Origin of the sequence: Bradyrhizobium sp. Rc3b, from assembly GCF_900114915.1 — a bacterium.
Classification (GTDB): domain Bacteria; phylum Pseudomonadota; class Alphaproteobacteria; order Rhizobiales; family Xanthobacteraceae; genus Bradyrhizobium.
In genome coordinates, this window is sequence record NZ_FOUS01000011.1 from 187159 (window position 1) to 208262 (window position 21104).

The 21104-nt window shown below is 63.8% G+C and carries 24 protein-coding genes; 14 read left to right on the plus strand and 10 right to left on the minus strand.

All coding sequences use genetic code 11. The annotated features are described in order from the left end of the window. Positions 1 to 173: 173 nt before the first annotated feature. The 10 genes from rplL to BM190_RS26025 form a co-directional block, all read right to left on the minus strand. The gene (gene rplL / locus BM190_RS25980; protein ID WP_018322255.1) at positions 174 to 551 is read right to left on the minus strand and encodes a 50S ribosomal protein L7/L12; all 378 of its coding nucleotides are present in this window, start codon (positions 549 to 551) and stop codon (positions 174 to 176) included. A 54-nt stretch (positions 552 to 605) separates the two neighbouring features. Beyond that, a complete protein-coding gene (gene rplJ, locus BM190_RS25985; protein WP_018322254.1) occupies positions 606 to 1124 on the minus strand; it encodes a 50S ribosomal protein L10 in 519 nt (172 codons plus the stop codon). Positions 1125 to 1699: 575 nt separating this feature from the next. Next, positions 1700 to 2653, minus strand: coding sequence for a 2-hydroxyacid dehydrogenase (locus BM190_RS25990; protein WP_092260225.1), 954 nt, complete (start codon positions 2651 to 2653; stop codon positions 1700 to 1702). Between the two features lie 89 nt (positions 2654 to 2742). After that, a complete protein-coding gene (rplA, locus tag BM190_RS25995; RefSeq protein WP_018322253.1) occupies positions 2743 to 3435 on the minus strand; it encodes a 50S ribosomal protein L1 in 693 nt (230 codons plus the stop codon). A 6-nt stretch (positions 3436 to 3441) separates the two neighbouring features. Beyond that, on the minus strand, positions 3442 to 3870 hold the full coding sequence (rplK, locus tag BM190_RS26000; protein WP_006611824.1) for a 50S ribosomal protein L11: 429 nt from the start codon (positions 3868 to 3870) through the stop codon (positions 3442 to 3444). A gap of 133 nt (positions 3871 to 4003) precedes the next feature. Continuing rightward, the gene (nusG, locus tag BM190_RS26005; RefSeq protein ID WP_008136441.1) at positions 4004 to 4558 is read right to left on the minus strand and encodes a transcription termination/antitermination protein NusG; all 555 of its coding nucleotides are present in this window, start codon (positions 4556 to 4558) and stop codon (positions 4004 to 4006) included. Beyond that, positions 4558 to 4749, minus strand: a complete 192-nt coding sequence (secE, locus tag BM190_RS26010; RefSeq protein ID WP_026202711.1) for a preprotein translocase subunit SecE — start codon at positions 4747 to 4749, stop codon at positions 4558 to 4560. Before secE ends, nusG begins: the two co-directional genes overlap by 1 nt. A 366-nt stretch (positions 4750 to 5115) precedes the next feature. Then, positions 5116 to 6384: a class I SAM-dependent methyltransferase gene (locus tag BM190_RS26015; protein WP_092260227.1), complete on the minus strand. Its 1269-nt coding sequence runs from the start codon at positions 6382 to 6384 to the stop codon at positions 5116 to 5118. A gap of 85 nt (positions 6385 to 6469) precedes the next feature. Further along, positions 6470 to 7489 carry a lysylphosphatidylglycerol synthase transmembrane domain-containing protein gene (locus BM190_RS26020; protein ID WP_092260229.1) on the minus strand — a complete coding sequence of 340 codons (1020 nt, stop codon included), beginning with the start codon at positions 7487 to 7489 and terminating at the stop codon, positions 6470 to 6472. A 12-nt stretch (positions 7490 to 7501) separates the two neighbouring features. Further along, positions 7502 to 8089, minus strand: a complete 588-nt coding sequence (locus tag BM190_RS26025; RefSeq protein WP_244550731.1) for an SIS domain-containing protein — start codon at positions 8087 to 8089, stop codon at positions 7502 to 7504. Positions 8090 to 8254: 165 nt separating this feature from the next. Between BM190_RS26025 and BM190_RS26030 the strand changes: the two genes are divergently transcribed. The 14 genes from BM190_RS26030 (at position 8255) to BM190_RS26095 (ending at position 21092) form a co-directional block, all read left to right on the plus strand. Continuing rightward, positions 8255 to 9271 (plus strand): SDR family oxidoreductase, encoded by a 1017-nt coding sequence (locus BM190_RS26030; RefSeq protein ID WP_092260401.1) that lies wholly within the window; start codon positions 8255 to 8257, stop codon positions 9269 to 9271. A gap of 82 nt (positions 9272 to 9353) precedes the next feature. Next, a complete protein-coding gene (locus BM190_RS26035; protein ID WP_092260231.1) occupies positions 9354 to 10919 on the plus strand; it encodes a PfkB family carbohydrate kinase in 1566 nt (521 codons plus the stop codon). A 27-nt stretch (positions 10920 to 10946) separates the two neighbouring features. Beyond that, a complete protein-coding gene (locus tag BM190_RS26040; RefSeq protein WP_092260233.1) occupies positions 10947 to 11948 on the plus strand; it encodes an NAD-dependent epimerase/dehydratase family protein in 1002 nt (333 codons plus the stop codon). A gap of 5 nt (positions 11949 to 11953) precedes the next feature. Beyond that, positions 11954 to 12565 carry an HAD family hydrolase gene (locus BM190_RS26045; protein WP_244550732.1) on the plus strand — a complete coding sequence of 204 codons (612 nt, stop codon included), beginning with the start codon at positions 11954 to 11956 and terminating at the stop codon, positions 12563 to 12565. Continuing rightward, on the plus strand, positions 12562 to 13599 hold the full coding sequence (locus BM190_RS26050) for an aminoglycoside phosphotransferase family protein (RefSeq protein WP_244550733.1): 1038 nt from the start codon (positions 12562 to 12564) through the stop codon (positions 13597 to 13599). The genes BM190_RS26045 and BM190_RS26050 overlap by 4 nt, the downstream gene beginning before the upstream one ends. Beyond that, positions 13574 to 14422: a transketolase gene (locus BM190_RS26055; protein ID WP_018322243.1), complete on the plus strand. Its 849-nt coding sequence runs from the start codon at positions 13574 to 13576 to the stop codon at positions 14420 to 14422. The genes BM190_RS26050 and BM190_RS26055 overlap by 26 nt, the downstream gene beginning before the upstream one ends. 10 nt (positions 14423 to 14432) lie before the next feature. Continuing rightward, positions 14433 to 15392 carry a transketolase family protein gene (locus BM190_RS26060; protein WP_092260239.1) on the plus strand — a complete coding sequence of 320 codons (960 nt, stop codon included), beginning with the start codon at positions 14433 to 14435 and terminating at the stop codon, positions 15390 to 15392. A gap of 8 nt (positions 15393 to 15400) precedes the next feature. Beyond that, positions 15401 to 16507 carry a DegT/DnrJ/EryC1/StrS family aminotransferase gene (locus BM190_RS26065; protein ID WP_092260241.1) on the plus strand — a complete coding sequence of 369 codons (1107 nt, stop codon included), beginning with the start codon at positions 15401 to 15403 and terminating at the stop codon, positions 16505 to 16507. Next, the gene (locus BM190_RS26070; protein ID WP_092260244.1) at positions 16497 to 17615 is read left to right on the plus strand and encodes a DegT/DnrJ/EryC1/StrS family aminotransferase; all 1119 of its coding nucleotides are present in this window, start codon (positions 16497 to 16499) and stop codon (positions 17613 to 17615) included. Before BM190_RS26065 ends, BM190_RS26070 begins: the two co-directional genes overlap by 11 nt. Beyond that, positions 17612 to 18418, plus strand: coding sequence for a sporadic carbohydrate cluster 2OG-Fe(II) oxygenase (locus BM190_RS26075; protein WP_018322239.1), 807 nt, complete (start codon positions 17612 to 17614; stop codon positions 18416 to 18418). The genes BM190_RS26070 and BM190_RS26075 overlap by 4 nt, the downstream gene beginning before the upstream one ends. Beyond that, positions 18411 to 18803 (plus strand): LIC12192 family sporadic carbohydrate cluster protein, encoded by a 393-nt coding sequence (locus BM190_RS26080; RefSeq protein ID WP_018322238.1) that lies wholly within the window; start codon positions 18411 to 18413, stop codon positions 18801 to 18803. Before BM190_RS26075 ends, BM190_RS26080 begins: the two co-directional genes overlap by 8 nt. A 25-nt stretch (positions 18804 to 18828) precedes the next feature. Then, the gene (locus BM190_RS26085; protein ID WP_018322237.1) at positions 18829 to 19494 is read left to right on the plus strand and encodes a class I SAM-dependent methyltransferase; all 666 of its coding nucleotides are present in this window, start codon (positions 18829 to 18831) and stop codon (positions 19492 to 19494) included. Beyond that, on the plus strand, positions 19472 to 20047 hold the full coding sequence (locus tag BM190_RS26090; protein WP_092260247.1) for a WbuC family cupin fold metalloprotein: 576 nt from the start codon (positions 19472 to 19474) through the stop codon (positions 20045 to 20047). Before BM190_RS26085 ends, BM190_RS26090 begins: the two co-directional genes overlap by 23 nt. 61 nt (positions 20048 to 20108) lie before the next feature. Then, positions 20109 to 21092, plus strand: coding sequence for a lysylphosphatidylglycerol synthase transmembrane domain-containing protein (locus BM190_RS26095; RefSeq protein ID WP_092260249.1), 984 nt, complete (start codon positions 20109 to 20111; stop codon positions 21090 to 21092). Positions 21093 to 21104: the final 12 nt, after the last annotated feature.

A 21104-nucleotide genomic window follows, 5' to 3' on the forward strand; every position in this document is an offset into this window, starting at 1 on the left:
ACAATAGTGGAGATTCGAGGGGCGAACCCTCAAATCCCCACACTTTTTCGTGTTCGGCCTGCGTCGGGACGTTCCGTCGCACGCCTTTTGCATCAGGCCCACCCCTTTTTGAAGGGCAAGCCAAGGTCTCGGGCCTGCTTACGCTCGCCCGAGACCTCGTCAGTAAGCGGTGCTTACTTGAGCTCGACCTTCGCGCCAGCCTTCTCGAGCTGGACCTTGATCTTGTCGGCTTCGTCCTTGTTCACGCCTTCCTTGACAGGCTTCGGCGCGCCCTCGACGAGGTCCTTTGCTTCCTTCAGGCCCAGGCCGGTGATGGCGCGGACTTCCTTGATGACCTCGATCTTCTTGTCGCCGGCGCTGGCGAGAACGACCGTGAACTCGGTCTTCTCTTCCGCCGGAGCGGCGGCAGCGCCACCACCAGCCGGGCCGGCCACGGCGACAGCCGCGGCAGCCGAAACGCCCCACTTTTCTTCGAGGAGCTTCGCCAGTTCAGCAGCTTCGAGCACGGTGAGGCTCGAGAGGTCGTCAACGATCTTCTGCAAGTCAGCCATTGTTCAGTTTCCTTACGTGTAAGTCTGGTTCGGGTTTGAGTTTTGCGAAGGGCGTCAGGCCGCTTCGCCCTTTGAGGCATGAGCCTGGATGACGCGCGCGAGCTTGCCCGCGGGCGCATTGGCGAGCTGAGCGAGTTTGGTCGCCGGGGCCACAAGCAGGCCGACGATCTTGCCGCGCAGTTCATCAAGCGACGGCAGCGAGGCAAGCGCCTTCACGCCGTCGACATTCAGGACGGTCTTCCCCATCGAGCCGCCGACGATGACGAACTTTTCGTTCGCCTTGGCGAATTCGATGGCGACCTTTGGCGCCGCTACCGGATCGTTCGAAGTGGCGATCACGGTCGGTCCCTTCAGCATGGGGCCGATGGCAACGACGTCAGTGCCTTCAAGAGCAATTTTGGCGAGACGGTTCTTCGAGACCTTCACCGCAGCGCCCGCCTGCTTCATCTGCTGGCGCAGCTTCTGCATCTGGGCGACGGTGAGGCCGGAATATTGAGCAACGACCGCGACGCTCGTGGTCTTGAAGACCTCATTGAGCTGTTCGACCGCCTCTTTTTTTGCCGCTCGTTCCACAGCAAGCTCTCTCCGGTTGGCGGTCATCGCGAAAAGCGGGACCGCCGGGTTGCACCCATCGTCCCACCCAAACCTGAACCTCGGGGCAAAACCCTTCGGACACGCCGGGCACGACGACGATTCAAAGCCTGCCCTCCGGGAGCCCTTGGGCCCACGGCGTGTCGAGGTCCGAACCAGACCCGTTCCGCAAACCAGCCCTTAAAGCTGGATGCGAAGTGAAATCCGGTCTTCACCCGTCTATGCAGGCCATGCGATTAAGCCGTTGAGAAGTCGAAACTTCCCGCGGGCGCCTGCAGTCTTGGACAGGACAAGGTCAGCCGGCGAACCGCCCGACCTCTGCCCGCACTCCACCAGCCGATGGGTTTTCTTCCTTTTCGGGCAAATCCTTGCGGACGTCCTGAAAAGGAATGATCTCCTGTCTTCGGTTTTCGGAATGCGTGCACGAACGCGCCAGCCGAAGCCGGCACGTCCGGAAGCGGTTCTTTAGCCGCTCGGAGCCTGCTTGCCAAGAGCAAAATTCACACCAGTTCCAATCCGTTGCCGCGGGTGCTTGACCCGGGCCGATAAGGACCGATTCAGGCCGATTTGACCGCATAAGGCAGCGGCTTGCCCTCGAAGAACGCCGTCAGGTTCGCCAGCACGCAGTTCTGCATGGCGACGTGCGAATCGAGGGTGTGACCGCCGATATGCGGGGCGAACACCACGTTCGGCAGCGCGGTCAGCGCGTCGGGGACGTGAGGTTCCTTCTCGAAGACGTCGAGGCCGGCCCCCGCGATGGTCTTGTCGGTCAGGGCCGCCACGAGCGCCTTCTCGTCGATCACCGAGCCGCGGGAGATGTTGACGACGTAGCCGTCGGCGCCGAGGCGCCCCAGGATGTCGGCATTGACGACGTGCTGAGTCTCGGCCCCTGCCCGGACCGCGATCATCAACACGCTGCACCAATCGGCCAGCGCCTCCAGGGTCGGGAAATATTGATAGGGCAGATCGTATTTGCTGCGGCTGAAATAGCCGACCTCACTCTCGAAGGCGGCGCAGCGCGCCGCGATCTTGCGGCCGATCTCGCCCATGCCGTAGACGCCGATGCGGCGGCCGGGCATGCCGGCCTGCGGGCGCATCATCGGCGATTGCTTCGAGGCGGCCCAATCGCCGCTGCGGACGTATTGGTCGGCCACAAGGATCCGCCGCGTCGTCGCCAGCATCAGGGTCATCGCGATATCGGCAACCGAGGCCGCATTGGCGCCGGGACTGTGGGCGACCGCGATATTGCGGCTGGCTGCCGCCTTCAGGTCGACGCCGTCATAGCCGGTGCCGTAGCAGACAATGGCGCCGAGTTTTGGAAACAGATCCATCGCCTCCGCACCGAGCGGCGAGCCGCCCGCCGTCAGCATCGCGCGGACGCTGCCGAGTTCGTCGGCCGATAGCACCTCCCCCGCGGGCTTGCCGCCGGTGTCGAGCAATTCGAAGCGCTCGGCGAAACGCGCCATCATCGACTTGGGAAAGCGCGAATAGATCAGGACCTTGTCAGCCATTGTTCTTGTTTCCGGTGAGCCGTGCCACAAACGACGAGGGGCGGAATCGGTTGCCCAATTCCGCCCCTCGCCTCATGCAATTTCCAGACTTAGCCGAGAATGGTGCCCGGCTCGACCTTCACGCCCGGGCCCATCGTCGAGGACACCGCAACGCGCTGGATGTAGGTGCCCTTGGAACCGGCCGGCTTTGCCTTGGTGACAGCGTCAGCCAGGGCCTTGATGTTCTCGACCAGCTTCTCCTCGGTGAACGAGGCCTTGCCGACGCCGGCCTGCAGGATGCCGGCCTTCTCGACACGGAACTCGACCGAGCCACCCTTGGCACCCTTCACCGCACCGGTGACGTCCATGGTCACGGTGCCGATCTTCGGGTTCGGCATCAGGCCGCGCGGGCCGAGCACCTTACCGAGACGGCCGACCAGCGGCATCATGTCGGGGGTGGCGATGCAACGGTCGAAATCGATCGAGCCGTTCTGCACCTTCTCGACCAGGTCCTCGGCGCCGACGACGTCGGCACCCGCAGCCTTGGCCTCATCGGCCTTGGCGCCGCGGGCGAACACGCCGACGCGGAGCGTACGGCCAGTGCCGTTCGGCAGGGTCACGACGCCACGGACCATCTGGTCGGCGTGACGCGGATCGACGCCGAGATTGATCGCGACCTCGATGGTCTCGTCGAACTTCGCTTTCGCGCGTTCCTTGACCATCTTGATGGCGTCCGCGAGCGGGTAAAGCTTTTCGCGGTCAACACCTTCGCGGGCTTTGTTCAAACGCTTTCCGATTGCCATGACCGCTTACCCCGCCACTTCCAGGCCCATCGAACGGGCAGAGCCCTCGACCATCTTCATGGCCGACTCGATGGAATCGCAATTGAGATCCTTCATCTTCTTCTCGGCGATCTCGCGCACCTGCGCCTTGGTCACCTTGCCGGCCTTGTCACGGCCCGGCGCCTTCGAGCCGGACTGGATCTTGGCGGCCTGCTTGAGGAAGAAGGACATCGGGGGGGTCTTCATCTCGAACGTGAACGAACGATCGGCGTAGATCGTGATCACGACGGGAATCGGGGTGTTCTTCTCTTCCTTCTGGGTCTGCGCGTTGAACGCCTTGCAGAACTCCATGATGTTGAGACCGCGCTGACCGAGCGCGGGACCGATCGGGGGCGAAGGATTCGCCGCACCGGCCGGGACCTGAAGCTTCAGGTATCCGGTCACTTTCTTTGCCATGTATCACTCCTGTTGTGCCGGCTGTCGCCGGCGGTTTCAGGTTCGTGGTCTGGGTCGGATGCGGCTGGCAACCGCCCTCTCCCTCCCACGGCCTCTCTTTGCGCGAAGCTTTTCGACTTCACGCGCTACCCGGTCAGACCTTCTCGACCTGACCGAATTCCAATTCGACCGGCGTGGCACGGCCGAAGATCGACACCGCGACCTTCACGCGCGAGCGCGCCTCGTCGATTTCCTCGACGACACCCGAGAACGAGGCGAACGGGCCATCGGCCACGCGCACGTTCTCGCCGATCTCGAACGACACCGACGCTTTCGGCCGTTCCACGCCCTCCTGCACCTGGTGCAGGATGCGCATGGCCTCGGATTCCGAGATCGGCATCGGCTTGTTTTCAGCGCCGAGGAAGCCTGTGACCTTCGGCGTGTTCTTGATCAGATGAAACGCTTCGTCGGTCAGCTTCATCTTCACCAGCACGTAGCCGGGGAAGAACTTGCGCTCGGCGTCGATCTTGCGGCCGCGGCGCACTTCGGTGACCTTCTCGGTCGGAACCAGCACCAGCTCGAACAGCTCCTCGAGCCCGCGCTGCTTGGCCTGCTCGCGGATCGATTCGGCGACCTTCTTCTCGAAGTTCGAGTAGGCGTGGACGATGTACCAGCGCTTGTCGGACAATTGAGCGGTTGCGGTTGCCATCAGTGAATGCCCAGAAGGTAAGTGATGAGGACACGGATGATCTGGTCGGCGGCGAAGAAGAAGATCGAGGCCACGGCGACCATGACGAACACCATGATGGTGGTGATCGTGGTCTCGCGGCGGGTCGGCCAGGTGACCTTGGCGGTCTCCGAGCGCACTTCCTGCAAGAACTTGAACGGGCTGACTGCCATCGTTTTGATGTCCAACGTCCGTCGACAGACGCGAATGAATTTCAGGGATCCGAACAGCCGCCGTTGGCCCAGCCCTCTGTCTCGAAGGATGAGCCGGAAACCGGGCTCGATTGTTCGGGGATTTCAAAGCCGCGCCGGAGATCCGCGTCTAACGGGCCGGCTGCGAGTGCGGGGTATCTACTGCGGATAGGACCAAAGGTCAAGATATAGAGGGCCCGACTGGACCGGCCGACCTTCCCGGGCGCTAGAGCAGAGCCCAGCCGGATCAAAGGCTTATCCACCCACCTTTCAGGGCGCAATCGCAGCGCCCGTCCGGTTCCTCCCAGACGCTCCCCCGGAGCGTCCGCCTCGGCCCTATTGCGCGGGTCAGTCTGCCCGCTCGACCATGGAAATGCCAGGCAACGGCACCACGAACTTTCCGCCTTCGGCGAAGTAGCGGGCGTGCTTGGCCCGGATCGGGTCGACATAGCGCCAGGCGAAGACGACGACGAACGCCGGCTTGCGCTCATAAAGGGCGGCAGGCGGCAGGATCGGGATGTCGTAACCCGGGCCGGCCATCACGTTCCCCTTCTTGGGATCGTCGTCGACCAGGAAGTCGATCTTTTTCTCCAGGCCGAACTGCGGCAGCAGCGTCGTGGTGCCGACCGAGACGCCGTAGCCGGCGACGAGCTGCCCGCGCGCATGAGCGGCATCAGCCATCGCGACCAGCTCGTCGCGGATCGCAGCGATCCGCTTCACATAGGGCGCATAATAGGCCGGCTGATCGACGCCCAGCCGCTCTTCCTCGGCGACGAAGCGCGCGACCTCAGCCGACGGCTTCTTGGCGCCACCGGCACGCTGCACGGTCACGCGGATCGAGCCACCCTTGGTCCAGATGTGCTGGACGTCGATCAACTCCATGCCGAGCCGGGCAAAGAAACGGATCAGCGGCTTGATGTTAAAATACGACAGATGCTCGTGATAGACGGTGTCGAGCAGGTTCTTCTCGGTGACGTCGACGCCATATTGCGTTTCGAACACGAACAATCCGTCCGGCGCGAGCACGTCGCGAACCCCGATCACCAGCGGATCGAGATTGTCGACATTGGCGATCATGTTGTTGGCGATCACGACGCTCGCCGCGCCGTGGCTATGCAGGATGCGGTGACCGATGGCATCGGTGAAGAAATCGCCGATGGTCTCGATCCCCGCCGCGGTCGCGCGCTTCGCGATGTCCACAGCGGGATCGACACCCAGCACCCGCATGCCGCGCTCTTTGAAGAAGCCGAGCAGCGATCCATCGTTGCTGCCGAGCTCGACGACCAGCGAGCCCGGCGCGACACCGAAGCGGCTGACGACGTCGTTGGCATAGCCCGCGAAGTGCTCGCGCAGGCCGAGCGAGAGCGAGGTGGTGTAGACGTAGTTGCGGTACTGGATCTCGGGATTACCGACATGGAGAATCTGGAGATGGCCGCAATCCCTGCACAGATGCAGCGCCATCGGCACCGCAGCGCGGAACACGGGATCGTCGACGCTGGCGTCCGGGACCTGGAAGTTGGGCGTGCCGATCGGCATGCCTGCCATCGGGACGACAAGCTCCTGCTTGTCCGAATGGCAGAGGCGGCAGGTATGGCGGACGTAGAACAGGTTTTTCATCGTGGAACCGAAAAATGAGATACGCGATCGGGTGAGGCAATCCCACCCCGTGAAGACCAGACCGCCAGCAACGGGCTCAAGCGAGTCATGGGTGGCTCGAGACTTCCTTGCCCAGCCCGTCGTAGCTGGGGGCTTCCTCCGCCGCCTTGGCGGCCTTGTCCGCTGAATACGATCCGCGCTCCGGACTTGCCAACCAGATCGCGCCTCCGACGAGCCCGATGATCACGCTGATGGCGCCCAGCAGCAGCGAAACCGACAGTGCTTCCTCGGAAGGGACACCCGCCAGACCGAGGCAGGCGACCATCGCCCCCTCGCGAACACCCCAGCCGCTGATCGAGATCGGGACCGCCGTCAACAGCACCACGGGCGGAATCAGGATACCGGCATCCACCACCGAGAGCTTTGCTCCGACACCGCGCGCCAGGGCGAAGCAGGCCGCCGCGGTCACGAGATGGATGAGCAACGCCGATCCGAACAGCAAAGCACGGCGTTCGGACTGCAGGAGGAGAAACCTGACCAGCGCTCCGAACCGGACAAAGCTTGCGATCGCCGGATGGGCGATGAGGCGCTTGGGCAGACGGTCGAGCGTCAACAGAACCACGGTGCCGGCGACGCCGGCCAGCGTCAGCCCGCCGATGGCCAGGATCGCGGCCTGATCGGACACGCGAGACAACAGGAACGGCAATCCGGCCACCATCAGCGCGATCAGCCCGATCAACGCCGTGAAACGGTCGGCCGCAACGCCCTTGACCGCCTCCGGCCACTGCACGCCGCGCTGGCGCAGCAGCCACATCCGCACCGCATCACCGCCGACCGAGGACGGCAACACCTGATTGAACCAGAGGCTGATCATGAGGATCCGCCAGCCCGCGAGCCAGTCCAGCGACACGCCGAGCGCGCGCATGATCAGCTCCCACCGGCCGTTGAGCACGAAGGTCTGGAAGAAAATCAACGTCAGCGCCAGGACGAACAGCAAAGGATCGACCGAGACGAGATGGCTGCGCAACCGCTGCAGATCGAGACCGCGCGCGATGTAGACCAGCACGGCAATCGACAGCAGCAGCTTTACCGAAAACAGGGCCGCCTGTTTGAACCGCGACTGCATCGGATGCCCGCCTCAGGATGCCGGATATTCCGCGCGACCGATCACGAGGTCGATCGCGGCCATCATCCAGAACTGGTGCGTGGTCTCGACGATGTTGTAGCTGCGGCTGTCGACGAAGAAATTGACGTCGCCGAGATTGCGCAGCGGATTGTCCGCGTTCATGCCCGACAGCGTGACCACGTCGAGCTTCATCGTCCGCGCCTGCGCAACCGCGTTGAGGATGTTCTTCGAGCGCCCCGACGAGCTGATCGCAACGAGGCAGTCGCCGGCGCGTGCGCTCAGCCGCACGGCGTGCGCGATCCAGTCCTCGAAGCCGTAATCGTTGGCGAGGCACGACATCATGCTCGCGTCGCTGAAGCAGAGCGCAGGCACCGACGCGTTCTTCGCCAGATCGATCGCCAGGTGCGAGGCGATGCCGGCCGAGCCGCCATTACCGATGAAGATGACGCGACCGCCCTGCTCGCGCGCGCGCAACCAGGTGGCACGGGTCGCGGAGATTGCGGCGAAAACGCCGACGTCGACTGCCGTCGCGCGATGGAGGCGTCCCACGTAATCGTCGAGGAAAGCCTTGTGATCGGGATCGACGGACTCGGCAGGCATGGGCTGGCGGCTCGATTGCAACATGACCGGGTGATACCGGCTATTACCAAGGATTGCAAAGGTATAATACTTGCAAAGTCAGCGAGCGGCTGGTAGTCGGCTTTCGGGTTTCACTCAACATTGGCGGGCCTGTTTCGCTGGGCATTCGCGTCACGGATGTTCCTCATGAAATGCATCGTTACTGGCGGCGCCGGTTTCATTGGAAGTCACCTCGTCGATCGTCTCCTCGACGACGGCCATGAGGTCATCGCGCTCGATAATTTCGTCATCGGACGGCCCGAGAATCTGGCCGCACACGCCGGTTCGAGCCAGTTGAAGGTCGTGCGGGCCGACGTCACTGACCTCGAGTCGATCAAGCCGTATTTTCACGGTATCGACTGGGTCTTCCATCTCGCGGCGCTGGCTGACATCGTTCCTTCGATCGAGTCGCCGATCCCCTATCATCGCGCCAATGTCGACGGCACGGTCAACGTTCTCGAAGCGGCGCGGCACGCCGGCGTCAAGCGCTTCGTCTACGCCGCCTCGTCGTCCTGCTACGGCATTCCCGACGTCTATCCGACGCCGGAGAGCGCCGAGATCCGGCCGATGTATCCCTACGCGCTTACCAAGAATCTCGGCGAGCAGTGCGTCATGCACTGGTGCCAGGTCTACAAGCTGCCTGCGGTCGCGCTACGCCTGTTCAACGTGTATGGGCCGCGCCATCGCACCACCGGCACCTACGGCGCCGTGTTCGGTGTGTTCATGGCGCAGAAGCTCGCCGGCAAGCCCTTCACCGTGGTCGGCGACGGCGAGCAGACGCGCGACTTCACCTTCGTCAGCGACGTCGCGGACGCCTTCGTGACCGCTGCGCGCTCCGATATCTCGCACGAGATATTCAACGTCGGCTCCGACAACACCTACAGCGTCAACAGGCTGGTCGAGCTTCTCGGCGGCGACAAGGTCCACATTCCCAAGCGACCGGGCGAGCCCGATTGCACCTACGCCGACATCACAGAGATCAAGCGGGTCCTGAACTGGACGCCGAAGGTGAAATTCGAGGACGGCGTCGCGACGATGCTGAAGTCGATGGATCAGTACAAGGACGCGCCGCTGTGGACGGTCGACAAGATCGCCGACGCCACCAAGGACTGGTTCAAATATCTCGGTGACGACGACGGCTCGCCGCAGAAGGCAAGCTCTTGAACAGGCTCGCCGGATATCGTTGCTGCGAGTCGATCATTTCAGGCCGGCCATCTGAGACCTGCCGGCGCTTTGGGTAATCCACATGGGTAATGCTGCGACAGACAAGCTGACCGGCCATCCGGCACCGCACGACAAGATCAAGACGATCGAGGAGCTGGGCGAGATTGCGCGCGCCGCGCAGGCCAAGGGCCAGACCGTCGCGCTCTGCCACGGCGTGTTCGATCTGGTGCATCTCGGCCACGTCCGGCACATCCTGGCGGCGCGCAACGAGGCCGACGTGGTCATCGTGACCATCACCGCCGATCGTTTCGTCAACAAGGGCCCGGGACGGCCGATCTTTCCGGAGAACATGCGCGCCGAGATGCTAGCCGCGCTCGGCACGGTCGACTGGGTCGGCATCAACCGCACTTCCAGCGCCGAGCCGGTCCTCGATGCCGTGCGCCCCGACACCTACGTGAAGGGCTCGGACTACGAGAATCCCGAGGATGACGTCACTGGCAAGATCGCCACCGAGCGCGAGGCCGTCGAACGTCATGGCGGACGAATCGTCTTCACGCGCGACGTGACGTTCAGCTCGTCATCCCTGCTGAACCGTTATTTCGACATCTACGATCCTCCCCTGCGCGACTACCTCCAGAAGGTGCGCGAAGGCGGCGGCGCCGAACGCCTGCTGAAGCTGATCGACAATATCCAGGACATGCACGTCGTGCTGGTCGGCGATACCATCATCGACGAATACCAGTACGTCACGGCGCTCGGGAAGGCTTCGAAGGAGAACATCGTCGCCACCCTGCTCAAGAATGGCGAGCAATTTGCCGGCGGCGTCATTGCCGCGGCCAATCACGTGGCGAGCTTCTGCAAGTCGGTGGAGATCGTCACGACGCTGGGTGGCAACGACTACCCCGAGGAGTTCATTCGCGCGCATGTCCGCCCGAATGTCACGCTGACGCCGATCCGCATTCAGGGCCGACCGACGACCCGCAAATTGCGGTACGTCGAGATGGGCTATCTGCACAAGCTCTTCGAAGTCTACACCATGGACGACACGCCGCTCGACGAGGCCGAGCGCAAGGAGATCGACCGAATCACCGCCGAGCGCGTTCGTGGCGGGGACGTGGTGATCGTCACAGATTTCGGTCACGGCATGATCGCGTCCAGCACCATCGACACGCTCATCGCGAACTCCAAGTTCCTGGCGGTCAACGCCCAGAGCAACAGCGGCAACCACGGCTATAATCTCATCACGAAATATCCGCGCGCCGACTACGTCTGCATCGACGCGCCGGAAGCGCGTCTGGCCGCGACCGACAAGTTCAGCGACATCGCGTCGGTGATCGAGAACCGCCTGCACGGCAAGATCGATTGCGACAACATGATCATCACGCACGGCTCCTTCGGCTGCTACCCCTTCTCGTCCAAGACCGGCGTCGCGCGCGTGCCCGCTTTCACCAAGACCGTCGTCGACACGGTCGGCGCCGGCGATGCCTTCCTGACGATCACGGCGCCGCTGGTGGCGGCCGGCGGCAATATCGAGGACGTCGCCTTCATCGGCAACGCGGCGGGCGCGATCAAGGTCGGCATCGTCGGTCACCGCAACTCGGTCGAAAAGGCGCCCTTGGTCAAATTCGTCACCGCGCTATTGAAGTAACGCGAGCGGGAAATCTGGAGAACGGCAGTGATTGATCAGAAATGGAACGTGATGGTCACCGGTGGCGCCGGCTATGTCGGCAGCGTGCTGGTTCCCCAGTTGCTGGCAGCGGGCCACAAGGTCACGGTGCTCGACCTGTTCATGTATGGCGAATCCGTCTTCGACGCGGTTCGCAACAATCCGAACCTTCGCCTGATCAAGGGCGACATCCGCGATGAGGCCGCGATCAACGAGGCCCTGCGCGGCAACAATGCGGTGATCCACCTCGCCTGCATCTCCAACGACCCCTCGTTCGAGCTCGATCCTGGACTCGGCAAGTCCATCAACTACGACTGCTTCCGTCCAATGGTGCGCGCCGCGAAGAAGGCCGGCGTCAAGCGCTTCATCTATGCCTCCTCGTCGAGCGTCTACGGCATCAAGGACGAGGCCGAGGTGACCGAGGAACTGTCCTGCGAGCCGCTCACGGACTACTCCAAGTTCAAGGCGATGTGCGAGACCGATCTTGCCGAAGAGGCCGCGTCCGGCTTCGTCACCTGCACGGTCCGTCCTGCCACCGTCTGCGGCTACGCACCGCGGCAGCGCCTCGACGTCGTCGTCAACATCCTGACCAACCTCGCGGTCAACACCGGCCGCATCCGCGTGTTCGGCGGAACGCAGAAGCGGCCCAACCTGCACATCGAGGACATGTCGGCGGCCTATCTGTTCCTGCTGCAGCAGGATGATGCGAAGATCGACGGCAAGACCTACAATATCGGCTACGAGAACCACTCGCTGATGAAGATCGCCGACATCGTCAAATCGGTGGTCGGAAACAACGTCGACGTGGCCGTCGAGCCGACCGACGATCTGCGCTCCTACCACGTCTCCTCGGAGAAGATTCGCCGCGAGCTCGGATTTGCACCGACGCACACGATCGAGCAGGCCGTGTCCGGCCTCGTGGACGCCTTCAGGTCCGGCCGCCTGCCGAACTCGCTCAACGATCCCCGGTATTTCAACATCAAGATGATGCAGAACATCAGCCTGAAGTGAGCGGCGTGCGGATCGGCATCGATTTCGACAACACGATCATCTGCTACGATAAGGTCTTTGCCGCCGTCGCGCACCAGCGTGGCCTGGTGCCGGAGGGCTGGGTTGGGCTGAAGAACGATGTGCGGGATTATCTGCGGTCCCGCACGGGTGGCGAGCTCGCCTGGCAAGGCCTGCAAGGCTTCGTCTACGGCAAGGGCATTGGCGGCGCCGAGATCTATCCGGGCGTGCGGGAATTCCTCGCGGCGTGCAGACAGGCCGGCGCCAAGGTGTGCATCGTCAGCCACAAGACCAGATACGGTCATCAGGACCCCGACCATACCGACCTGCGCGAAGCCGCACGCGGCTGGCTGCGTGGCGCCGGCCTCATCGACGCTGCTGCGGCGGCGGTGGCCAGCGGCGATGTTTATTTCGAGGACACGATGGCCGCCAAGGTCGACAGGCTCGCGAGCCTGGAGCTGGACATCTTCATCGACGATCTCGTCGAGGTCTTCGAGCAGCCGCATTTCCCGAAGGGCACGCGATCGATCCTGTTCACGCGTTCGCAGTCCCCGCACCCCGAACATTGCAAGCCGATCGCGACATGGGCCGGCATCCGCGACGAGGTGTTTGCGGCATGAGCGAGCCGGACATCAGCGCAGCGGATGCGATCTCGATCGGCAGCCGCCTTGCCGGAACAACGGTCGCGGCAGCCCAGCCGGCGCGGTCCGGCGGCAACAACAGGGTGTTTCGGCTGGAGATGGCGGAAGGACCGCCCCTCGCCCTCAAGCACTATCCGTCGGACGGGCGCGATCGGCTGGGACAGGAATATGACGCGCTCACGTTCCTGTCGCGCCACGGCATCGCGTCGACGCCACGGCCGATCGCAAAGGACGCCGATGCGTTTTGCGCGCTGTATCAATGGTTCGACGGTGACGCGGCGGTGCTGCATCCCCAGGGCGACGACGCCGACCAGCTGGCCGATTTTCTGATCGAATTGCAGAAGCTGCGCGACGCCGAAGGTGCGCAGACCTTGCGGAACGCGTCAGCCAGCATCTTCTCGCCCGAGGAAGCCATCGCCCAGTACGAGCAGCGCCTCGACGGACTGAGGCGGGCCTCCGACGATCATCCGGAGCTGCGTACGTTCATCGACGGCAGCCTGGTTCCCAGCACGGCCGTCGCCATCCGAAGGCTCCGCCAGCGTTATGCGGAACTGGGGCGGGATCCCGCAGCGGACCTCTTGCCCGCGCATCGCGCATTGAGCCCGTCCGACTTCGGACTGCACAACGCGCTGCGCGGCGAAGACGGCCGCCTGCGCTTCATCGACTTCGAATATTTCGGCTGGGACGATCCGGTCAAACTGCTGTCCGATACCGCGATCCACCCCGGCAGCGATCTGCCCGCAACAGGCGCGAATCGCCTCATCGAACGGCTCACGCAAGCCTTCGCGGCTAGGGATGACGCGTTTGCGATCCGCCGTGACGTACTGTATCCTGTGTTCGGGGCGATTTGGTGCCTGATTGTCCTGAATGCTTATTTGCCCGAAAGCCGCTCCCGGCGCGCCTTGGCTGCGCAAGGTGGCGATCTGACGGTCCGCCTTGCCGGTCAGCTCGACAAAGCACGCCGGCTTCATCAAACGATTTGCCAACGTGATCCAGATCTCACCCCACGCTGAAGCCGCCCTCACCTGCACGCTGGACGAGCGCAGTCTCTATTTGCGCCGCCTGGTCCTTGGTTCTGTCCGTTCGGCCGGACGCGGCCATGTTGGTCCGGCCCTGTCGCTGATCGAAATGGTCCGCGTGCTCTACGACGACATCCTGCGGATCGATCCGAACAACCCGCGCGATCCCGAACGCGACCGCGCCATCCTCAGCAAGGGACACGGTTGTCTCGCGCTCTACGCGCTGCTCGCCGATCGCGGCTTCTTCCCGCTGTCGGAGCTCGACGGCTTTTGCGGCTCCGACAGTATCTTGGGCGGACATCCCGAATACGGCATGGTGCCCGGCGTCGAGGCATCGACCGGCGCGCTCGGGCATGGCCTGTCGATCGGCGTCGGCCTTGCGCTCGCCGCCCGCATGCGCGAGCGCAATTACCGGACCTTTGTCCTGCTCGGCGACGGCGAGATCAACGAGGGGTCGGTGTGGGAGGCCGCGATGGGCGCGGCCAAGCACGGGCTCGATAACCTGGTCGCGATGATCGACTACAACAAGCTCCAGAGCTACGGGCCCACCGACTACGTCCTGCCGCTGGAGCCACTCGCGGACAAATGGCGCAGCTTCGGCTTTGCCGTGCAGGAGCTCAACGGCCACGACGTCGGCGCCCTGCGCACTGTCCTGAAGCAGGTCCCCGCCGTTCCGGGCAAGCCCACCGCGATCATCTGCCATACCGTCAAGGGCAAGGGTCTGCCGGCCGCGGAATCCAACGCCGATTGGCATCACAAGAACAAGCTGTCCGACAGCGAGCTCGACGCCATCCGCGTCGCCGTCGGCGATTTTTGATCGGCTCCCCATGCGCAACACCGCGATGAACATGGTCCACAAGCTCGCCGCGCGCGACGAGCGTGTGCTTTACATCGGCTCCGATCCCGGCGCCGGCACGCTGCGTGCGATGAGCAAGGAGTTTCCCAAGCGCCATCTGATCGAGGGCATTTCGGAAGCGCACATCATCGGCATGTCGGCTGGCCTGGCGATGGAGGGCTTCGTGCCCTACGTCAACACCATCGCGACATTCCTCACCCGCCGCTGCTACGAGCAGGTGGCCGTCGATCTCTGCCTGCACAATCTGCCGGTGCGACTGATCGCCAATGGCGGCGGTCTGGTCTACGCGCCGCTCGGCCCCACCCACCAGGCGATCGAGGACATCGCCATCATGCGGGCGCTGCCGAACATGACGGTGGTCTGCCCGTGCGACGCCGACGAGGCCGCGCGCATGATGGACAAGACGCTCGACTGGACCGGACCGATCTACATACGGCTCGGCAAGGGCGGCGACGCCGTCGTCTCGAAGGCCGAGCACGGTTTTGAGATCGGCAAGGCCATCCTGATGCGGCCGCCGGGCGACGTCCTCATGGTGACAACCGGCATCATGCTCCAGCGCGCCATCGCCGCAGCCGACCTGCTGGCCGCGCAAGGCGTTCGCGCCGGCATCCTGCACATGCATACGGTGAAGCCGCTCGACACCGAAGCCCTGCTGCAGGCGATCCGCGGCATCAAGCTCGTGGCAACGCTGGAGGAGCACGTGCCCTCCGGCGGTCTCGGCAGCGCGGTTGCGGAGACGCTGATCGACAAGCTCGGCTCCGGCCTGCCCGCGATGCTGCGGCTGTCGCTGCCGGACCGCTTCATGCACAATTACGGCTCGCAGGACTCGCTGCTGAAGAAGCACGGCCTCGCGCCCAACGCTATCGCGACCTCGATCGAGCACGCGCTCGCGGCGTCGCGCACCTCCGCTCCTCAACTTCATTCCACCTGACGGGTCACATGTACGACGTTCGATATTCCTATCTGCTCGAGCAATTCTCCGACCCCGCTCCGATCCTGGCCGAGATCGGCCGGCTGGTTGCGACCGGTGACTTCACCCTTGGCAAGCCCGTCGCCGAATTCGAGAAGCGCTTTGCCGAACTGATCGGCGTGCGTCACGCCATCGGCGTCGGATCCGGCACCGACGCGCTCAAGCTGCCGCTCAAGGCGCTCGGCATCGGCCATGGCGACGAGGTCATCACCGCCGCCAACACCTTCATCGCCACCGTCGGTGCGATCGCGGAAACCGGCGCCACACCGGTGCTGGTCGACTGCGACGATTCCTTCTGCATGAACGTCGACCAGGTCGAAGCCGCCATTACCAGGAAGACCAAGGCGATCATGCCGGTTCAGCTGACCGGCGAGGTCACCGACATGGGCAAGCTGATGCCGATCGCCCAGCGCCATAACCTCCCCGTCGTCGAGGACGCCTGCCAGGGCATCCTGTCGGAGTTTGCGGGCAAGCGCTCCGGCACCCACGGCATCGCGGCCGGCTTCTCGCTGCATCCGCTCAAGAACCTCAACGTCTGGGGCGATGCGGGCGTCGTCGTCACCAATGACGACGGCATGAACGAGAAGCTCCGCCTGATCCGCAACCACGGCATGAAGAACCGCGACGAGATCGCAATCCTCGGCTGCAATTCGCGGCTCGATTCCTTGCAGGCCGTCGTCGGCAACTGGCTGATCGGCCAGACCAGCGAGATCACGCGGCGCCGGATCGAGAACGCGGCCTATTACGACGCGGGCCTTGCCGGCCTGCCCGGCCTGCGCGTCCCGCCGCGCCGGCCCAATGTGAAGCACGTCTACCATCTCTACATGGTGTTCGCCGAACGCCGCGACGAGCTCTATCAATACTGCCTGGACAACGGCATCGAGGCCAAGATCCATTATCCAATCCCGCTGTATCAGCAGGAAGGCCTCAAGCATCTCGGCTACGCGCCCGGCACGTTCCCGGTCACCGACCGCCACGCCAAGGAAGTCATCAGCTTCCCCGTCGACCAGCATCTGACGCGCGCACAACAGGACCGTGTCATCGAGACCGTCAGGAAGTTCTGTCATGGACGCTGACACCGGCCGCCGGCGCATCGGTTACGTCAATCTTCCCGCCCAGTTCGAGGAAGAGCGCGCCGAGATCATGCAGGCGGTCGAGGGCGTGTTTTCCCGCGGCGACTTCATCGGGGGCGCAGCGGTCGGAAAGCTCGAGGAGGAATTGTCCGCCTATCTCGGCTCGCCCCATGTCGTGACTTTGAATTCCGGCACCGACGCGCTGATCCTCGCCTTGCGGGCGCTCGACATCGGCCCCGGCGACGAGGTGATCACGCCTCCGAATTCGTTCGTGGCATCGACCGCCGCGATCATCGCGGTCGGCGCCACGCCTGTGTTTGTGGACGTGCTGCCGGACCAGAATATCGATCCCGCCGCGGTCGAAGCCGCCGTCACGTCGCGCACCAAGGCGATCATGCCGGTGCACCTGACCGGGCGCATGGCCGACATGACCCCGCTGATGGCGATCGCGGACAAGAACGCGCTCGCCGTGATCGAGGACAGCGCCCAGGCGGTCGGCTCGACCTATGACGGCCGGATGAGCGGCACCATCGGCACGTTCGGCTGCTTCTCCGCCCATCCGCTCAAGAATCTCAATGCCGCAGGCGATGCCGGCTTCCTCGTCACGGCCGACGCCGAGATGGCCGCACGCATCCGCCGCCTTCGCAATCACGGGCTCATCAACCGCAGCGACGTCCAGGAGTGGGGCATCGTATCGCGGCTCGGCACGCTGCAGGCCGAGGTGCTGCGCATTCGCCTGCGTCACCTGCCCTCCGTGATCGAACGCCGGCGGCGCAACGCCGCGCAATACCGCGCCGAGCTTGCCGGACTCCCTCTGTTCATTCCGCCCTGCCGCAACATCGAGTTCAACACCTTCCACACATTCGTGGTGCAGACCGACCGCCGCAATGACTTCCAGAAATATCTGGCCGACAAGGGCATCGAGACCGCGATCCACTATCCGGTCCCGATCCATTTGCAGCCTGCCGCGGCGCATCTGGGGCAAGGCCGCGGCGCGTTCCCGGTGACCGAGCGGCAGGCGGATCAGATCCTCACGCTTCCCATCAACCAGTTCCTGTCGGCCGCCGATATCAGCTATATCTGCGCGACCGCCCGGGAGTATTTTGCATGACGGATACCGACTTCCTGCAGGCCGATGAGCAGGCGCTGGCGCAGCGCTTCATCGACAACGGCTTCGTCACAACGCCGGCCGATGATCGCGCTGGCCTCGACCGCATCCAGCGGCGCGCCGCCGAGCTGGCGGCGGACTATCTGAAGCTGCCGCACAGCAATGATCCCTATGCGATGCTGGACAGCATCCACACACGGGTGAGCGTGGACGATCTCAACGGCCTGCGGCTGCACGTCTTCAACGGCCTCAACGCCGAGCCGTGGTTCCGGCCGACCTATTTCCGCCTGGCGCGCTCGACGATCGAGACCATCGTCGGCAACGAGCTGTGCATGCAGCGCCGCGTCAATCTCAGCATCCAGATGCCCGGCGACGATTCCTCGCTACTCGCCACCCATTCCGATGTCTGGTCGGGCGACTCGCCGTTCGAGGTCGTGGTGTGGGTGCCGCTTGTGGACGTCCACCACACCAAGGCGATGTATCTGCTGCCGCCGTCGCTCAACGGCGACATGCAGGACCGGATGGCAAGCCTGCGCAGCGCCGAGGAGCTGTACAAGACGATCAAGCCGCACGCGACCTTCATCGAGATTCCCTACGGTCACGTGATGCTGTTCAACCAGACCCTGATGCACGGCAATCGCGTCAACGAAGAGCCCGGCACGCGCTGGAGCATGAACTGCCGGTTCAAGAGCATCATGTCGCCCTACGCCGACAAGCGCTTCGGCGAGTTCTTCGAGCCGATCCTGCTGCGCCCGGCGACGCGGGTCGGCATGCAATACAAGCTGCCGGGAGGCTTCCATGGCTGAGCGAGCCGGCCATCGCGGCTACATCGGCGCGCGGCCGCTGAACGGCAGCCGCACCCCGCAGCACGTCCAGAACATCGTGATCCGCGACTACGCGCGGCGGAAGAACCTGCAATTTCTGCTGAGCGCCGTCGAGCACATCATGCCCGGCAGTTACATGGTGCTCGAGGACATCCTGGACGAGTTGCCCCGCCTGAACGGCCTGATCCTCTACAGCATCTTCATGCTGCCGCCCGACGAGGCACGGCGACGGGAGATCTACGACCGCGTGCTGCGCGAGGGCTGTGATCTCCACGCCGCCGTCGAGGAGATCACGCTGTCGTCGCAGAAAGACATCCAGGCCGTCGAGGACATTCTGCTGGTCAATAAATACGCCACGATCCTGTGACGATGCCGCGGACCGGTTGGGCCCCATGAGTGAGATCAACCTGCTCCAACCGATGCACGCATCGACCAGGCGGAACTACGTTCAGCGCGTGGTTGAGCATGACAAGGCGGAATCCGCCACCGTCGCGCGGCAATGGGGACGCGACTACTGGGACGGCGACCGGCGCTACGGCTATGGCGGCTATCGTTATGACGGACGCTGGCGCCCGCTCGCCCAGACCCTGATCGATCGCTACGGCATCAAGCCCGGCATGAGCGTGCTCGACGTCGGCTGCGGCAAGGGCTATTTGCTCTACGAGTTCACCCAGCTCGTCCCCGACCTCACGATCGCCGGCATCGACATCTCCGACTACGGCATCGCCAATGCCAAGGAGGAGGTGCGGCCGCTGCTGAAGGTCGGCAGCGCCGTCGAGCTCCCCTACCCCGATCACAGCTTCGATCTCGTGGTGTCGCTCGGCGTGCTGCACAACCTGCCGCTCGAAGACGTGTTCCGTTCAGTGCGTGAGATCGAGCGGGTCGGGCGCGGCGCCTCGAAATATCTGATGGTGGAATCATTCCGCAACGAGCGCGAGAAGGCGAACCTCCTCTACTGGCAGCTCACCTGCCTGAGCTTCCACGGCCCGGAAACCTGGGCGTGGATCTACGACAAATGCGGCTATCGGGGCGACCATGGGTTCATCTTCTTCGAATGAAGCCGGCCTGCGCCGGTCGACGTCGCTACGCGCGCAGAATCCGGAAGTGTATTACTCGGACGACGCCATCGTCACGGTGGATGACGCCACGATCACGGAGCTGAAACGCATCGCCGCCGGCAACCCGCGTCTGCGCAGCCGGCTGTGCACGCACCCCGATCCCGCGTCCAGCCTGCACGAGATGCTGATCGTGCATCATCGCGAGGCCTATGTCCGGCCGCATAAGCATTTTGGCAAACCTGAATCGTTTCACGTGATCGAGGGCACTGCGCAGGTCGTGATCTTCGAGGATGACGGCCGCATTCGCGACGTACTCGAGATGGCGCCCTACGGCCAGGGCAAGCGCTGCTATTATCGGATGCCCGAAAAGGTCTTCCACTCGATCCTGATCACCTCGGAATGGCTGGTGTTTCACGAAACCACCGCCGGCCCGTTTGATCCCTCACGCACGGCATTTCCTGACTGGGCCCCCGATGGCGGCGACGCTGCCGAGGTCCAACGCTACGTCACACGGATTGGCGCGCTCGCCGCGGAGCATCTGGCGAGACAATAAATTTCGACCACACTCGCTGCTCGACGATCCCGCCGTGAATGATCGAGGACGAAACCAGACGATGAAGCCGCCTGCAAAAGCACTGGTTACCCTGGTCAAGTTCGCGGTGTCGATCGGGATCCTGGTATTGCTCTTGCGCAGCCAGGACTTGTCGTCACTGAAAGCCGATCTTCTCGCGGTCAACTTGAACATGCTCGCGCTTGCGGTGTTGCTGCTGTTCGCCCAGACCTTCGTTCTCTGCCACCGCTGGATCCTGATCCTCCGCGCCATGAGCGTCCCCCTGGGATGGCTGGCCGGCTGGCGCATTCTCATCATCAGCACCTTCTTCAATCAGGTGCTGCCCGCAGGCGGCGACGCGGTCCGGATCTGGATGCTGCGGCGGAATGGCGTGCAATGGTCGCAGACGATCGGCAGCATCGTGGCCGATCGTTTCCTGGCTCTGCTGGCGCTCGGTCTCATCGTCCTGGCGGGAATCCCGTTCCTGCTGCCTCGTGTCCACGACAACTCACTCCTTTTCGCGATCGTGACCGTTTTGGCGGCTGCATGCCTCGGCGCAATCGCCATGGCGACGCTGGACCGGTGGCCGCCACGCTTGATCGCGGCCGTGCCGGCCAGGATCGTGCAATTCGCGATGCTGGTCAGGGCTCCGTTGCTGGCGGCCGGAGGGCGGGCAATGTTGATCGTATCAGCCATTGTCGTCCACCTGATCACCGTTGCGACCTGCTATGTCCTCGCGATCGGACTGGAGGCGCCCCTCTCCGCACTTGACGCCTTCGTGCTGGTCCCGCTCGTCATCCTGTCTTCCGCGGTCCCCATCTCGATCGGAGGCTGGGGTGTGCGCGAAGGTGCGATGGTCGCTGCGCTTGGTCTTGCTGGAATCGCATCCGACAAGGCGCTCGCAATATCGGTTTTGCTGGGGCTTGGCGGCCTGATCGTCGGCCTGTTCGGCGGGCTGGTATGGCTGATCGCGCCCGAGCGCACCAGCTTCAGCCCCGACCAGGCGCGGGCCATCGCCGAACGAACTGACGCAGCGCCGGTAGCATGAGCAACCCTGTAC